Source organism: Rhizobium sp. Root1212 (genome assembly GCF_001424985.1).
GTDB lineage: Bacteria > Pseudomonadota > Alphaproteobacteria > Rhizobiales > Rhizobiaceae > Pararhizobium.
Genome location: NZ_LMDA01000012.1, coordinates 391,019 through 406,451, shown reverse-complemented (window position 1 = coordinate 406,451; position 15,433 = coordinate 391,019). Strand labels below are relative to the sequence as shown.

At 61.1% G+C, this 15,433-nt stretch carries 17 protein-coding genes; 9 read left to right on the top strand and 8 right to left on the bottom strand.

Annotated features, from left to right (window positions below; translation table 11 throughout):
* Positions 1-96 precede the first annotated feature (96 nt).
* The gene (locus ASC86_RS14025) at positions 97-990 is read right to left on the bottom strand and encodes a LysR substrate-binding domain-containing protein (RefSeq protein WP_056322032.1); all 894 of its coding nucleotides are present in this window, start codon (positions 988-990) and stop codon (positions 97-99) included.
* A gap of 112 nt (positions 991-1,102) precedes the next feature.
* On the opposite strand from ASC86_RS14025, the gene ASC86_RS14020 reads away from it, so the two are divergent.
* The 3 genes from ASC86_RS14020 to ASC86_RS14010 all read left to right on the top strand — a co-directional run bounded on the left by ASC86_RS14020 (position 1,103) and on the right by ASC86_RS14010 (position 3,638).
* Positions 1,103-2,098, top strand: coding sequence for an aldo/keto reductase (locus tag ASC86_RS14020; RefSeq protein WP_056322030.1), 996 nt, complete (start codon positions 1,103-1,105; stop codon positions 2,096-2,098).
* Positions 2,099-2,470: 372 nt separating this feature from the next.
* A complete protein-coding gene (locus ASC86_RS14015; RefSeq protein ID WP_056322026.1) occupies positions 2,471-2,953 on the top strand; it encodes a MarR family transcriptional regulator in 483 nt (160 codons plus the stop codon).
* Between the two features lie 4 nt (positions 2,954-2,957).
* Positions 2,958-3,638, top strand: a complete 681-nt coding sequence (locus ASC86_RS14010; RefSeq protein WP_056322023.1) for a GNAT family N-acetyltransferase — start codon at positions 2,958-2,960, stop codon at positions 3,636-3,638.
* A gap of 1 nt (position 3,639) precedes the next feature.
* Here the strand turns inward: ASC86_RS14010 and ASC86_RS14005 are convergent, their stop codons facing one another.
* From ASC86_RS14005 to ASC86_RS13995, 3 genes are read right to left on the bottom strand one after another with little or no spacing between them, the layout of a single operon-like run.
* A complete protein-coding gene (locus ASC86_RS14005; protein WP_056322020.1) occupies positions 3,640-4,068 on the bottom strand; it encodes a VOC family protein in 429 nt (142 codons plus the stop codon).
* 60 nt (positions 4,069-4,128) lie between these two features.
* A complete protein-coding gene (locus ASC86_RS14000) occupies positions 4,129-4,551 on the bottom strand; it encodes a GFA family protein (RefSeq protein ID WP_056322018.1) in 423 nt (140 codons plus the stop codon).
* A gap of 5 nt (positions 4,552-4,556) precedes the next feature.
* Positions 4,557-5,492, bottom strand: coding sequence for a neutral zinc metallopeptidase (locus ASC86_RS13995; protein ID WP_056322015.1), 936 nt, complete (start codon positions 5,490-5,492; stop codon positions 4,557-4,559).
* On the opposite strand from ASC86_RS13995, the gene ASC86_RS13990 reads away from it, so the two are divergent.
* Both ASC86_RS13990 and carB read left to right on the top strand, forming a co-directional pair.
* The gene (locus ASC86_RS13990) at positions 5,491-5,733 is read left to right on the top strand and encodes a hypothetical protein (protein WP_056322012.1); all 243 of its coding nucleotides are present in this window, start codon (positions 5,491-5,493) and stop codon (positions 5,731-5,733) included. The genes ASC86_RS13995 and ASC86_RS13990 overlap by 2 nt on opposite strands.
* A 79-nt stretch (positions 5,734-5,812) precedes the next feature.
* Positions 5,813-9,295 (top strand): carbamoyl-phosphate synthase large subunit, encoded by a 3,483-nt coding sequence (carB, locus tag ASC86_RS13985; protein ID WP_056322009.1) that lies wholly within the window; start codon positions 5,813-5,815, stop codon positions 9,293-9,295.
* A gap of 43 nt (positions 9,296-9,338) precedes the next feature.
* Here the strand turns inward: carB and ASC86_RS13980 are convergent, their stop codons facing one another.
* Positions 9,339-9,683, bottom strand: a complete 345-nt coding sequence (locus tag ASC86_RS13980; protein WP_056322007.1) for a hypothetical protein — start codon at positions 9,681-9,683, stop codon at positions 9,339-9,341.
* A gap of 42 nt (positions 9,684-9,725) precedes the next feature.
* Positions 9,726-9,995, bottom strand: a complete 270-nt coding sequence (locus ASC86_RS13975; protein ID WP_056322004.1) for a hypothetical protein — start codon at positions 9,993-9,995, stop codon at positions 9,726-9,728.
* A gap of 259 nt (positions 9,996-10,254) precedes the next feature.
* Here ASC86_RS13975 and greA point away from each other — a divergent pair, with 259 nt between their 5' ends.
* The 3 genes from greA to ASC86_RS13960 all read left to right on the top strand — a co-directional run bounded on the left by greA (position 10,255) and on the right by ASC86_RS13960 (position 12,786).
* The gene (gene greA / locus ASC86_RS13970; RefSeq protein ID WP_056322001.1) at positions 10,255-10,731 is read left to right on the top strand and encodes a transcription elongation factor GreA; all 477 of its coding nucleotides are present in this window, start codon (positions 10,255-10,257) and stop codon (positions 10,729-10,731) included.
* A gap of 101 nt (positions 10,732-10,832) precedes the next feature.
* Positions 10,833-11,861, top strand: coding sequence for a glycosyltransferase family 4 protein (locus ASC86_RS13965; protein WP_156387048.1), 1,029 nt, complete (start codon positions 10,833-10,835; stop codon positions 11,859-11,861).
* Positions 11,854-12,786 carry a 3-deoxy-manno-octulosonate cytidylyltransferase gene (locus ASC86_RS13960; protein WP_156387047.1) on the top strand — a complete coding sequence of 311 codons (933 nt, stop codon included), beginning with the start codon at positions 11,854-11,856 and terminating at the stop codon, positions 12,784-12,786. Before ASC86_RS13965 ends, ASC86_RS13960 begins: the two co-directional genes overlap by 8 nt.
* 1 nt (position 12,787) lies before the next feature.
* Here ASC86_RS13960 and ASC86_RS13955 read toward each other — a convergent pair whose 3' ends face one another.
* Together ASC86_RS13955 and ASC86_RS13950 are read right to left on the bottom strand one after the other, a co-directional pair.
* A complete protein-coding gene (locus ASC86_RS13955; protein WP_056321996.1) occupies positions 12,788-13,687 on the bottom strand; it encodes a hypothetical protein in 900 nt (299 codons plus the stop codon).
* Positions 13,687-14,154: an Lrp/AsnC family transcriptional regulator gene (locus ASC86_RS13950; protein ID WP_056321993.1), complete on the bottom strand. Its 468-nt coding sequence runs from the start codon at positions 14,152-14,154 to the stop codon at positions 13,687-13,689. The genes ASC86_RS13955 and ASC86_RS13950 overlap by 1 nt, the downstream gene beginning before the upstream one ends.
* A 210-nt stretch (positions 14,155-14,364) precedes the next feature.
* Here ASC86_RS13950 and trxB point away from each other — a divergent pair, with 210 nt between their 5' ends.
* Positions 14,365-15,339 (top strand): thioredoxin-disulfide reductase, encoded by a 975-nt coding sequence (gene trxB / locus ASC86_RS13945; protein WP_056321992.1) that lies wholly within the window; start codon positions 14,365-14,367, stop codon positions 15,337-15,339.
* Positions 15,340-15,433 lie beyond the last annotated feature (94 nt).

The window sequence follows — 15,433 nt, the reverse complement described above, 5'->3', positions numbered from 1 at the left end:
ACTCTGAGAATACTGCGTAACCCAAAACATCGACCGAAACAATCCATGAACATTTCAATGTTCTTGATGGTGGGATCGGCGATAGTGATGGGGATACTACCGCTGCTGGCGAATGAAATCGACGAAGGCGCGCAGCGGCGCCGGCATGTGGCGGCGGCTGGCATAATAGAGGAACGGCCCCGGAAAAACCGAGATCCAGTCTTCGAGGATCGGCACCAGCTTGCCCTCGGCGATGGCCGACCCGAGAAAATCCTCGAACGTCCTGATGATGCCGATGCCATCGATCGCCGCCTTCACTTCCATGTCGGCGGAATTGGCAACCAGCCGCACCGGTGGCGTGATGCGGATCACTTCTTCTCCCCGCTCGAACTCCCAGGGCGACATGGCACCGCTCAGGAAACGGTGGCGGATGGTCACATGCTCCAGAATATCGTGGGGATGAGCCGGCACGCCATGGGCGGCGATGTAGGCGGGTGCGGCGGCGGTCACATAACGCTGCTGGCGCGGGCCGATCGGAACGGCGATCATGTCGCGCTCCAGCCGCTCGTCGTAGCGGATGCCGGCATCGAAACCGGCGGCGAGCACGTCGATGAAACTGTCCTCCGCCCGGATTTCCAGGGTGATGTCGGGATAGAGCTTCAGGAAGGCGTTCGCGATCGGCGGCAGAACGGTCATGGCGATGACGGTCGGCACGTTGAGCCGCAAGGTGCCGGCGGGGCTCTCTCGAAAACTGTTGATCTGGTCGAGCGCGAGCGCCACATCGCCGAGCGCCGGGGTCAGCCGCTCCAGCAGCCGCTCTCCCGCCTCGGTAACCGTGACGCTACGGGTCGTGCGATTGAGAAGCCGCACGCCGAGCCGCTGCTCCAGCCGCCGCAAGGCCTCGCTCAGGGCGGAGGCCGAAACGCCGCGTTTCATCGCCGCCGCGCGAAAACTGCGTTCTTGAGCGACAGCGGTAAAGGCACCAAGATCGGCAAGAGGTAAATCGCTCATTGTTCAAAATTCCGCACAAGCTGTATGGCTGGGTACGGATTATCGCACAACAACTGTCGCTGTAAAACAGTCTCCGGATCAACCGACATCTGACGGATTAGAGGAGAATGACATGAAAACGGTACAACTTGGCAGGACCGGCCCGCTCGTTTCCACGCTTGGTTTGGGCTGCATGGGCATGTCGGGCATGTACGGCCCCGCCGATCGCAGCGAAAGCATCGCCACCATCCACGCAGCGCTCGAAGCCGGCATCAACCTGCTGGACACCGGAGATTTCTATGGCATGGGCCACAATGAAATGCTGATCGGCGAAGCCCTGAAGGGACGCAACCGCGACGATGTCCTGCTCAGCGTGAAGTTCGGTGCATTCCGCGGGCCGGATGGTGCCTGGCTCGGTTACGACAGCCGCCCGGCCGCCATCCGCACCTTCATCGCCTATACGCTGCAGCGGCTCGGTGTCGATCATATCGACATTTACCGTCCCTCCCGCCTCGATCCGAACGTGCCGATCGAGGACACCATCGGCGCAATCGCCGATCTGGTGAAGGAAGGCTATGTCCGTCACATCGGTCTTTCGGAAGTCGGCCCCGAGACGATCCGGCGGGCGGCGGCCGTGCATCCGATCTCGGACCTGCAGATCGAATATTCGCTGATCTCGCGTGGCATAGAGGATGAAATCCTGCCGACCTGCAGGGACCTTGGCATCGGCATCACGGCCTATGGCGTCCTGTCGCGTGGCCTGATCAGCGGCCACTGGCAGAAGGGCGACGGCGCGACCAAAGGCGATTTCCGGGCGATCAGCCCGCGCTTCCAGCAGGAAAACGTCGATCACAACCTCGCTCTGGTCGAGGCCCTGCGCAAGATCGCGGATGAGAAGGGCGTGACGGTGGCGCAGATCGCCATCGCCTGGGTCGCAGCCCAGGGCAGCGATATCGTGCCGCTGGTCGGCGCCCGCCGCCGCGACCGGTTGCAGGAGGCTCTGGCAAGCCAGGCGGTCGTCTTGACCGGTACCGATATGGACGCAATCGAAACAGCCGTGCCGAAGGGTGCCGCGGCCGGAACCCGCTATGCTGCAGCGATGCTCGCCCATATGGACAGCGAGAAATAGGGACTGAAGATTGAAAGTGCGGCGGTGCGAGCCGCCGGTCTTTCCGATGCCCGCAGGCAACAAAAAAGGCCGGGCGAAATTCGCACCGACCTTCCTCACTCCATCTCGACGACTGCCAGTACATCCGTGGTCAGGCGGAGATGAATTCTTTGTTGAGGCCAATATGGGGGAGGAATGTAACCGTTTCAAGACATTCGTGTAAAATATTTAAAACAAAACAGAAATCTCAACCGGCCTCATCTAACGTCAGAGCCGCGCGACCCTCATGCTCCTCCCTCAAAGGCCCTCACCTTCGACCCAATGAAAAATCCGCTGGACAGTTTCATACCGTGTTATATAACTTGTTATATAACACGGATGCGGAAGATGAGCATGGTTGAGGACGTCGTCAAATCGCTGGGGTTTCTCTGTCTGGGCACGCGCATGAAACGCATCGGCGAACGCCTGCAAGCCGATACGCAGGCCATCGTCGATGCGATGGATTTGCCGGTCGGCGCGGGGCAATGCCCGATGCTCGCGGCCATCGACCGGCTCGGGCCGCTGACGATCGGCGATCTTGCGGAAGCACTCGGTATCACCCAGCCGGCCATTACCCGTAGCGTCAACCAGCTTGTCGATCTCGGCTATCTCGCGGTGAAGCCCGACGAAGACGATCAGCGGCGGAAGATCGTCGATCTCACCGAGAGCGGCCGTGACCTCGTCGAGCATGCGAAGGCCGGGATCTGGCCACGGATCGAAGACGCCGTTCGCGATCTCTGCGGCGATCTCCCCGGCACCCTCCTCGAACAACTGGCCGCCATCGAAGACGGCCTTGCCACCCGCTCCCTGAAACAGCGAAGCGATGACAGGAGCTAGAATCGTGAACCACATTCTCGACCGTCCCATCTGGAGCGCGCTGGAAACACGCCATGCCGCCCTTGGCGAAGGCACGGACCGCGCGAAACGGTTCCGTCCGCCCATCCACACCTTCGCCGGCCCGCGCGATGACGACGTTGAAAGCTGGGAAGCGCTGGCAAAACTGCCCTCGCCGGGCGAAACGCTGCTGGTCGTGCAACGCGACGACATCCGCGTCCCAGAACAGTTTACCGTCCGAATGAGCGCAAAGCTGGTACAGATGCAGGCCGAACAGCACCTTCCCGTCATCGAGGACGCGCGGATCGTGCCGTTGACGACGGCAGATGCGGAAGAGATGCTGGCGCTCGCGATGCTGACGAAACCCGGCCCCTTCACCCTCCATGCGCAGAGCCTCGGCGACTTTTGGGGCATCAAGGAAAATGGGCGACTTGTCGCCATGGCCGGCGAACGGCTGAAACAACCCGGTTTCACCGAACTCAGCGGCGTCTGCACCCATCCCGATGTGCGCGGCAAGGGGTTCGGCCGTCTGCTCTCGCTGTATGTCGGCGGGCGGATTTTCGAGAAGGACGAGCGCCCGTATCTGCACGCCTTTACAACGAACAGCGCTGCCATTGCCCTCTACGAATCCATCGGCTTCAGGACGCGGGAATTGATGAACGCCGTCATCATGGGCAGAGAGATCTGAGCTAGAACGTGATCTTCACCGAAGGCGCGCTGCGCTTCGCGACCCCGTGAAAAACCGCCTCGATATTGTTGCCATCCGGATCGAGCAGGAAGGCGGCATAATAGCCGGGGTGGTAAGGCCTTTCGCCCGGCCCGCCATTATCTTGCCCTCCATGGGCAAGGCCGGCCTCATGGAAGGCGCGAACCGTCGCCTCGTCGGCGGCCTGAAACGCAAGATGATGCCGGCCGGTGAGCTTGCCTGCGGCAGCTTCGCTATCGGCCGATGAAATGAAGAGTTCGTCGGCCCAGAAATAGCTTTCTTCCTCGCCGCCGATCGGGATGCCGAGCACCTCGAAGATCGCGCCGTAAAAATCCCGGCTCGCTGCAAGATCACGCACGACAAGCTGGATATGATCGATCAGGCGTCCCCGATGCAATTCGTTGGTTTCCATGTCCGTCTCCTCCGGTTTGAGCGAGGACAGCTAGAACAGCGCCGGGCGCTTTCAATAACCTCAAACGTCGGGAAATTCGTCGTAGGCCGGCAATCCGTCGGTGATCTCATGCCACGGCGCCTTCGAGCCCACGAAAATATGGGCGGTCGGTCGAATCGAAGGCGTATCGGTGAGCGTGCCCATCGTCACATGGACATAGCGCCCCTCACGAACGACCGAATGGAGAAGCGAGCCGCAGGTGGCGCAGTGAACATCGTGCGCCCCCTGCTCATCCCCATAGATAAGGACGCCATCGGCGCCGTTTACCAGTTCCAGAGATGCCCGTTCGATCCCGGCGAACGCCTTGAAGGCTGAACCGGTAGCGCGGCGGCAGTTCGAACAATGGCAATTCAGCGCATATTCGAAGGCATCCGCCACCGCATATTCGACCGCGCCGCACAGGCATCTGCCACGCAGGCAGCGCGTCGTTTCGCTATCCGTCATTGCGATCAGATGTCGCTGTTAAACGTATCGCAGGCCGAAAGCTTGCCGCTGTCGAAACCGCGTTTGAACCAGCGGGAACGCTGTTCGGACGTGCCGTGGTTGAAGCTTTCCGGCACGACATAACCCTGCGTGCGCTTCTGCAGCGTGTCGTCGCCGATCTGCTGCGCGGCGTTCAGGGCTTCCTCAAGATCGCCCTTGTCCAGAATGCCCTTCTGCTGGGTATATTTGCCCCAGATGCCGGCGAAGCAATCGGCCTGCAGCTCTGTTCGGACGGACATCTGGTTGGATTCGGCCTCACTCATGCGCTGGCGCTGGGCGTTGACCTTCGGCAGGATGCCGAGAAGGTTCTGGACATGGTGGCCGACCTCGTGAGCGACGACATAGGCTTCCGCGAAATCGCCGGACGCATCGAAGCGCTGCGCGAGTTCGTCGAAGAACGACATATCGAGATAGACCTTGTGGTCGCCGGGGCAATAGAACGGGCCGGTTGCGGACGAGGCCGTGCCGCAGGCCGAATTGATGCCGTCTCGGAAGAGGACCAGCTTCGGCTCCTCATAGGTGCGGCCGCTGGCCTGGAAAATGCCGTTCCACGTATCTTCCGTCTCTGCCAGCACGGTGGCGACGAAGGCCTTGCGCTCTCCTTCCTCGGCGGTGCTTTGGGTGGTGCCGTCGCTCTGCTCGTAACCGGACGGGCTCGGGCTCACCTGGCCGCCATCCATTACCTGCAAAAGGTCGATACCCATCATCTTCAGGACGAAATAGATGACGACAAGGAAGATGATCGTGCCGATGCTCATGCCGCCGCCGCGACCACCGCTCCCGGTCGGAATGCGGAAGCCGCCGCCGCGGCCGAAGGGATTGCCGCCCATGCCACCGCGCACCGGACCCGATCCGCGCGCATCTTCGATATTGCCCGATTGGCGACGGCCCTTCCATTCCATGACGCTGCTCTCCCGTCTGCTTTATCTTTTGCCGGCTGCGAAAAAGAAGCCTGAGCTTGCATATAACGCGCCAGACGAGAATTTGTGCAAGGCCTATTCAATAAACTTGCGCTGCATGGCGGACGGACGCCGCCGGCATTTCCCCGCATCGGCGAAAGCATGTGCAGTTTCTGTCGATTCCTTGATTTTCGGGGTTCCGCTCGGCAATACATTTGCCTATAAGCCGCTTCTAGCCTTTTAACTGACAAGCATGCGCCCCGGCCGGTGATCCTCCCACCCTGGCCGGCTTTTTCGCGCACGCGCAAGAACGGATAGAGCCGATGCCCAAGCGCCAAGATTTGAAATCGATCCTCATCATCGGCGCGGGTCCGATCGTCATCGGCCAGGCATGCGAATTCGACTATTCCGGCACCCAGGCCTGCAAGGCGCTGAAGGAAGAGGGTTATCGGGTCATCCTGGTCAACTCCAACCCGGCGACGATTATGACCGATCCGGGTCTTGCCGACGCAACCTATGTCGAGCCGATCACGCCGGAAGTCGTCGCCAAGATCATCGCCAAGGAACGCCCGGACGCGCTCTTGCCGACCATGGGCGGCCAGACAGCGCTCAACACCGCGCTCTCCCTGAAAAGAATGGGCGTGCTCGATCGCTACAATGTCGAGATGATCGGCGCCAAGCCCGCCGCCATCGATATGGCCGAAGACCGCGCCCTCTTCCGCGAAGCCATGGCCCGCATCGGCCTTGAAACCCCGCGCTCGCTGCTCGCCAACGCCACCGAGATCAAGGATGCCGACCGCAAGACCCACGAGGCCGAGCGCGCCAAGCTCAAGGCCTCGCTTTCGGGTGCCGACCTCGACAAGGCGCTGGATGAGCTGGAAAACCAGTGGAACCTCGGCGAGACCGACCGCAAGCAGCGCTATATGAGCCACGCCATGGCGATCGCCGCCCAGGCGATCGACGAAGTCGGCCTGCCCGCCATCATTCGCCCCTCCTTCACCCTCGGCGGCACCGGCGGCGGCATCGCCTACAACCGCTCGGAATTCTTCGAGATCGTCTCCGGCGGCCTCGATGCCTCGCCGACCACAGAAGTCCTGATCGAGGAATCGGTTCTCGGCTGGAAGGAATATGAGATGGAAGTGGTTCGCGACACCGCGGACAACTGCATCATCATCTGCTCGATCGAAAACATCGACCCGATGGGCGTCCACACGGGCGATTCGATCACCGTCGCGCCGGCCCTGACGCTGACCGACAAGGAATACCAGATCATGCGCAACGCCTCGATCGCGGTGCTGCGTGAGATCGGCGTCGAGACCGGCGGCTCGAACGTGCAGTTCGCCGTCAATCCGGCGAATGGCCGCCTCGTCGTCATCGAAATGAACCCGCGCGTGTCGCGCTCCTCTGCGCTGGCGTCGAAGGCCACCGGCTTCCCGATCGCCAAGATCGCCGCCAAGCTCGCCATCGGCTACACGCTCGACGAACTCGAAAACGACATCACCGGCGGCGCGACCCCGGCGTCGTTCGAGCCCTCGATCGACTACGTCGTCACCAAGATCCCGCGTTTCGCCTTCGAAAAGTTCCCCGGTGCCGGCACGACACTGACGACGGCCATGAAGTCGGTCGGCGAAGTCATGGCCATCGGCCGCACCTTTGCCGAATCGCTGCAGAAGGCCCTGCGCGGCATGGAAACCGGCCTGACCGGCCTCGATGAAATCGAAATCCCCGGCCTCGGCGACGGCAACGACAAGAACGCGATGCGCGCCGCCATCGGCACGCCGACCCCGGACCGCCTGCGCATGGTCGCCCAGGCGCTGCGCATGGGCTTGAGCGAGCGCGAAGTGCATGACGGTTCGAAGATCGATCCGTGGTTCATCGCCCAGCTCAAGGCGATCGTCGACATGGAAGCCCGCATCCGCGAACACGGCCTGCCGGGCGACGCAGAAAACCTGCGCAAGCTGAAGGCCATGGGCTTCTCCGACGCCCGCCTCGCCACACTTTCCGGCAAGCGCCCGAAGGAAGTGGCCGAGCTGCGCAATGGCCTCAACGTCCGCCCGGTCTTCAAGCGCATCGATACCTGCGCCGCCGAATTCGCCTCGCCGACCGCCTATATGTATTCGACCTACGAGACGCCCTTCAACGGCGCCGCCCGTTCCGAGGCCGGCATCTCCGACCGCAAGAAGGTCGTGATCCTCGGCGGCGGTCCAAACCGCATCGGCCAGGGCATCGAGTTCGACTATTGCTGCTGCCACGCCGCCTTCGCCCTGAAGGATGCCGGCTATGAAGCAATCATGATCAACTGCAACCCGGAAACCGTATCGACAGACTACGACACCTCCGACCGCCTGTATTTCGAGCCGTTGACGGCCGAAGACGTGATCGAAATCCTGAAGATCGAGCAGGAAAAGGGCGAAGTCGTCGGCGTCATCGTCCAGTTCGGCGGCCAGACCCCGCTGAAGCTCGCCGAAGCGCTGGAAAAGAACGGTATCCCGATCCTCGGCACCGCACCGGATGCGATCGATCTCGCCGAAGACCGCGACCGCTTCCAGAAGCTGCTGATGAAGCTCGATCTCAACCAGCCGAACAACGGCATCGCCTACTCCGTCGAGCAGGCTCGTCTGGTTGCGTCGGAAATCGGCTTCCCGCTCGTCGTGCGCCCGTCTTACGTCCTTGGCGGCCGCGCCATGCAGATCATCCACTCGGAATCGATGCTGCAGACCTACCTGCTCGACACCGTGCCGGAACTGGTGCCGGAAGATATCAAGCAGCGTTACCCGAACGACAAGACCGGCCAGATCAACACCCTGCTCGGCAAGAACCCGCTGCTGTTCGACAGCTACCTGACCAACGCCATCGAAGTCGACGTCGATTGCCTCTCCGATGGCACCGATGTTTATGTTGCAGGGATCATGGAACATATCGAGGAAGCCGGCATCCACTCGGGCGACTCGGCTTGCTCGCTGCCGCCGCGCACGCTGTCCGACGAGATGATCGACGAACTGGAACGTCAGGCGAAGGCCATGGCCAAGGCGCTGAACGTCGGTGGCCTGATGAACGTGCAGTTCGCCATCAAGGACGGCACCGTCTACGTTCTCGAAGTCAACCCGCGCGCATCGCGCACGGTGCCCTTCGTCGCCAAGACCATCGGCGCCCCGATCGCCAAGATCGCCGCCCGCGTCATGGCCGGCGAGAAGCTCGATGCGACCTTCGCCGCTTATGGCGAAAAGCCCGATCCCCGCAAGCTGAAGCACATCGCCGTCAAGGAAGCCGTCTTCCCGTTCGCCCGCTTCCCCGGCGTCGATATTCTGCTCGGACCGGAAATGCGCTCGACCGGCGAAGTCATCGGCCTCGATACCGATTTCGCGCTGGCCTTCGCCAAGGCCCAGCTCGGGGCCGGCGTCGATCTGCCGCGCGATGGCGCGGTGTTCGTGTCGGTGCGCGATGAGGACAAGGAGCGGGTGCTGCCTGCGATCCGCATCCTCACCGATATCGGCTTCAAGGTTCTCGCCACCGGCGGCACTCAGCGTTTCCTGGCCGAAAACGGCATCGAGGCAACGAAGGTCAACAAGGTGCAGGAAGGCCGCCCGCACGTCGAGGACGCGATCCGCAACCGCCAAGTCCAGCTCGTCATCAACACGACGGATTCAAACAAGGCGATCTCGGATTCGAAGTCGCTGCGTCGCGCGACGCTGATGCAGAAGGTGCCTTACTACACGACGATGGCCGGCGCCGAAGCCGCCGCCAACGCCATCAAGGCGCTGAAGGCCGGAAGCCTGGAAGTGCGGCCGCTGCAAAGCTACTTCTGAGCGGCTGACCTGAAACGAATTGTGTGAGGGAGGCTTTCTCCCCTCACAGAACCTGCGTCGGCTTGATTGTCGCAACGGAGACCGTGCCTTCGACAACGCCGCGCGGCCCTTCCTGCCGGATATCGATGGTCGGCTTTTGCTCGCGTACGGCATAAAGCCGCTCGTTGCGGAAAGCGCTTGCATCGCGGGTCGAGTTTCCCTCCGCCGGCATGGAATCGATTTCGGTGAAGTCCAGTTCCGCCTGGGCGGCAACGACACGCGCGTCAGCGGGTGAAAACGCTCTGACGACCACCTCGCCCATGTTTTCTGCGACATCCCAGTTCGAATCGTTCGGTGCAGCGACCGGAACGAGACGGAAGAGTTTCAGGCTTTCGCCGGTGTTCAACATTGCTTCATCCTCCAGCTTGACCGACCGTTGGCCGGCTGCGTTTCAGGGCGCCGCCGTCGCGCGGGCGCGGGCGAGAGCGGCCTTGACGATGGCACGCATCTCCTCGTCGCCGATCTGCTGGGCAGCGAATCCGCTGTCGGGCTCGATGCCGGGGTCTTCCTCGTGATCGCTGACGATCTCCGTGTCGCAAAGCAGGCCTTCGAGGAAGGCGAGCCCTTTTTCGTCCCTGGCGATGTAGGCGATCAACGCGACGAGAAGCCGCCTGTGTGCGTTGATACGGGCATCGATCTGATCTGGCGTGGGAGTTTGCATGGCTTTGGCGTCCTTTCACAAACAATGGAACGGAAGACTATTTGTTCCTTGCCGGCACGGCATTTGCGTTCCTATTTTGCCGGAGAGCCGATACTGCTGGCGCATAGGGTTTGCGAAAAATCTGGCTTTTCGAATGCGATCTCTGCTATAACTCTCGTTCAAATGTTTCGGACGGTTCCGGGCTTAATCCCCCGGAGGCCGTTTTCTTTTGCGTCGGGCCCGCCATGCGGGCCCCGCGCGCATTATGAAGGACAGTGAAATGGTCGAAAAAGTGCCGATGACCCAGAGCGGTTTCGTCAAGCTGCAGGAAGAGCTGCGCTGGCGTCAGCAGGAAGAGCGTCCGCGGATCATCGAAGCGATTGCTGAAGCCCGCGCCCATGGCGACCTCTCGGAAAACGCAGAATATCACGCCGCCAAGGAAGCCCAGAGCCATAACGAAGGCCGGATCGGCGAGCTTGAGGATTTCGTTGCCCGCGCGGAAGTGATCGACCTGTCGAAAATGTCCGGCACCACCGTCAAGTTTGGCGCGACCGTCAAGCTTGTCGACGAGGATACGGAAGAAAACAAGACCTACCAGATCGTCGGCGACCAGGAAGCCGACGTCAAGCAGGGCCGCATCTCCATCTCCTCGCCGATCGCCCGCGCGCTGATCGGCAAGGAAGTGGGCGATTCGATCGAAGTCGTCGCCCCCGGCGGCTCCAAGGCCTACGAGATTCTGGCGATCAATTGGGGCTGATGCCCTTCAAGTTTCAGTCATCGATCAAGCCCGGATGGAGCCGTTCCCTCCGGGCTTTTTCCTGAAATCCGGGCTTTCCCGAAAACACGGAGCCACCAGCCGTGATCCCCATCCGCGACGTCGAGATCATCGCACCGAATTTCAAGAAACGCCTCTCCGGCGTCACTTCGACGATCATCCAGCTCATACCGGTCCAGCGTGCGCTCGGCCAGAAGATCGCGACCCTCGGCCCCGGCCTGCCGGCCGATCTGCCGCACATCCGCTTCCGCGACCTGCTCCAGCTCTGGACGCCGCCGCCTGGGCGAAAGAACCGCGTCTGGCACGCCCGCCGCAACCTCGAAATGCTGCCGGCGATCATCCTGCGCGATCTGCTCGGGATGAAGCTGAAAATTCTCTTCACGTCAGCGGCGCAACGCCGCCATTCGGCCTGGACGCGATTTCTGATCCGACGCATGGATGCCGTCATCGCCACCTCGGACACTTCGGGTTCTTTCCTTGAGGTGCCTCACACAGTGATCAATCACGGCATCAACCTCGAGGTATTTCGCGCCCCCAAGGCAAATGAAATGGCCTCTGATCCGTTTCTGGTTGGCTGCTTCGGCCGTGTGCGCCATCAGAAAGGCACCGATCTTTTCGTGCGGGCTATGGTCGAGCTTCTGCCGCGTTATCCGCGTTGGTCGGCGGTGGTCTGCGGAAGGGTAACTCCAGAGCACACAGCCTTCGCATCCGAACTGAAGGATCTCGTCGCCCGCAACGGCCTTTCCGATCGCATCGCCTTTCTTGGCGAGGTCGATGACATCAAGCCTTGGTACCGGCGACTTTGCCTCTATGTTGCACCGTCGCGAAACGAAGGTTTCGGGCTGACACCGTTGGAGGCGATGGCATCCCGGACGGCGGTGGTCGCATCGGATGCCGGTGCCTATGCAGAGCTTATCGCCCCCGGAGAGACCGGCGAAGTCGTTCCGGCGGGAGACTATGAAGCCCTGCGCGCTGCCATCGAAATCTATTTTGCCGACCCCGAAAAAGCGGTCGCACACGGGCTGGCCGGTGAAAAGCGGACCCACGATCACTTCGATATCTCCCGTGAGGCGCAGGCTATTTCCATTATCTATGAAAAGCTGCTTGGCTAGCCTTTTGGTGCGCTTGCCGCTATCTCCGGGTTTGCCCATCACGATGGATCAGGAAATCATGAGTGAAATGAATACCTCGGCAAGCCTGACGCTTGGACGCCGCAGCGACGAAGACTGGATGGAATTTTTTTCGTCCTATTCGCATATCGTCCTCATCGCCAATTCCGACGAGCAATCTTTCGAAGAGATCGCAGCCGCTTACCCTGAGACGACACTTTTCGTTTTCTTCAATAAAATCAATCGTGTCCTGAAAAGGCCGTTCGAGGGCAACTCCTTGCTCGTCACCCGCAGCAACCAGGCGGGCTCCGAATTGGTCTATCGCAACCTTCTCGGACAGATGGTCGCGCTGCTGCCGGGTAAAGGGTTTGCAGGCGTGATGAATCTGCGGACCGTCGAATTCGAGCATCTGATGACGCCGGAGGAATTTGCCCCGACGCCTGCCGGGAGCCTGGATCTGGCCAGCTACTTCACAAATTTCTACCCTTACGCCCACACCGCAAGTTCCGGTTTCGCGCTGGCAGTATGGTTGTGCGAAAAAGTGAAGGACCGCGTTATCGTGCTGAACGGCTTTTCCGGCCAGCGCGGCAGCAAATGGAAGCTTTTCCATATTCATGACTGGAGTTTCGAACAATCGGTCCTGCATCTGCTGGCCGCCAACGGTCGGCTCGATATCGGCAAGCCGGCTTTCAATCCCTACCGGGCGCTGAGCCAGCATTTTCCCGATATCGACCCGCTCGATGTCAGTTTCGCGGCGGCGCAGGTGCTGTCCCTGCGCCTTGAGAACACCAGCCGCCATGTCGACAAGCTGATTTCAATCACCATGCCGCTGCGCGTCATCTACAACGCCATCCGGGGTTTGAAGCGGAAATCCAAAAAGGAGCGCATCCTCGACAAACGGCGCAAACAGGAAGCGGAGACGAAATAGCTCAGTCGCTGAAGCGCCCGCTGAACGGGATGCCGCACTGCGAAAGCGCCGACGGCGGAGAGAAATTCTCGAACCGAATACCTTGTTCCGCAGCGACATCGCGCGCAAGCGCGATATGCCTCAAGATGCGATCCTGCGCACGGACAATCCCTGAAAACGCGACGCTGCGGCCATCTTCATAGAAACGTGGCTGTCCGGCATTCGAAATATCGACACCGAGAAATCCGATCAGACCGGGCGCGCATGCAACCGCGAACTGCGTTGCCGATGTCGCCACGGAACCGCCCTGAAAGACACCCTTTTCGGGGTCGAGTGAGAAACCTGCGCCGTCCTTGCCGATGCGAACGAAAGGCAAAGCTTTCAGGCTATCGATGCCGCGGGCATCCGCGCCATAAGGCTTGGCGATATTGTCGATCAGGATGATGTCGCGATTTTGCAGCCAGACCCGATCGAGTTCGCAGATCGCCCGCAAGGCGGACGTGGACAGAAGGCAGACGATCTCTCTGTCCAGGGTCTCCATGAAACGCCGGAAATGACGATAGACGAAACGCTCGTCCTCGACGGCGACGGCAAGCGGCACTACGCCACGCCCGATCAGGTCCATCGCCCCGTTTAGCAATATGGCAGCGCGAGGAGGAATCCTGTCGACCTTCAGCGAGCCGATGGAAGGCCCCGAGCCGACCACGAAAATCTCATCACCCGCCCGCTCTTTCAGAACATGAAGCTTGCAAAGTCCGGCAACCCGCTCGCCCCGAAAGATGACACCATCGAAATGGCCGCTTTCATCCCGCTCCACCCGGAGATTCGGCAACCAGTCCTGCGCGTGCGCCCGGCGTTTGCCAAAGAGGACACGGGTCGCCAGCTTCCAGATCTTACGACGAAAGGGCCGGTCGGCGCCCATCAGATTTCGATCATGCCCTGTTTCTTGACCTGACGAATGGTCAGCATCGTGCGCACGGTATCGACCTGCTCGTTTGCGGTCAGCACTTCGATAACGAAATCCTGGAATGTCGTCAGGTTCTCGGCAACACAGTGGAGAAGGAAATCGCTGTCGCCGGAGACCATCCATGCTTGACGGACCAGCGGCCAATCCGCGGTCGCCAGCGAAAAGGACTTGAGGTTTGCTTCCGACTGGTGGCGCAGGCCCACCATGCAGAAGGCGACGAGATCGAGACCGAGGGCCGGGCCATTCAGGATGGCGTGGTAGCCCTCGATGATCCCCTTTTCCTCCAGACGCCGGACGCGCCGCAGGCAGGGCGGCGCCGATATGCCGACCCGCGAGGCAAGCTCGACATTCGTCATTCTTCCATCGGCCTGCAAGGCGCGCAGGATGCGGATATCGATGCTGTCGAGTTCGGCGCGAAACACGGTGTTCTCCTGTCTGAATCGTCGCCTTTCTGAACCAGAACGCCTCCTCTGCGCAAGAAAATTTCAACATCGCGCATGTATTGTTGGTAACGTCGTCGCCGCCCTTGTATATATGGCCCCGGTATCCATAAATAACGGAAACGTTTTTCAACTGGTCGCCCGGCCGGGCCACGCTCTGCGCCCGCCCCGCCAGAACCTGGGATGCACGCCATGACTGCCCGCCACACCAAAGTTCTCATCATCGGTTCCGGTCCGGCCGGATATACCGCCGCGATCTATTCGGCGCGCGCGATGCTCAATCCGGTGTTGATCGCCGGCATGGAACAGGGCGGCCAGTTGATGATCACCACGGATGTCGAGAACTATCCGGGTTATGCCGATCCGGTGCAGGGTCCGTGGATGATGGAACAGATGCTGAAGCAGGCCCAGCATGTGGGTGCCGAGATCGTCAACGATCTCGTCACCAGCGTCGATTTTTCCGTTCGTCCCTTCAAGCTCACGACCGACAGCGGCACCGACTGGACCGCCGATGCCGTCGTCATCGCCACCGGCGCCAAGGCCAAGTGGCTCGGCATCGAAACGGAACATACCTTCCAGGGCTTCGGTGTGTCGGCCTGCGCTACCTGTGACGGCTTCTTCTATCGCAACAAGGACGTGATCGTCGTCGGTGGCGGCAATTCGGCCGTCGAGGAGGCGCTCTACCTTTCCAACCTCGCCAAGACCGTGACCGTCGTTCACCGCCGCGACAGCTTCCGCTCGGAAAAAATCCTGCAGGAACGCCTGTTCGCTAAACAGAACATCAAGGTGATCTGGGATCATGAGGTCGTCGAATATCTCGGTACCCCCGCCAAGCCGCCGATGCCGGCCTCCGTCAACGGCGTGAAGCTGCGCAACACCAGGACCGGCGCGACGAGCGACATGCCGATCGACGGCGTCTTCGTCGCCATCGGCCATGCGCCGGCGGTCGAACTGTTCAAGGACCAGCTGCGGCTGAAGCCGAACGGCTATCTCTGGACGGCGCCGGATTCGACCGCGACCGACATTCCCGGCGTCTTTGCCGCCGGCGACGTCACCGACGATATCTACCGTCAGGCGATCACCGCCGCCGGAATGGGCTGCATGGCAGCGCTCGAGGCGGAAAAGTTTTTGGCAGGCCACATGCCTGTCGCAATTGCGGCCGAATAGAAGCCGCGAATTGCCGAAGGGAATCAAACCCTTCGGCGAGGGAACAGACTGATCAGCTTCCCGGCGGAACGCGCCCGCGTTTCCGCCGCGGACC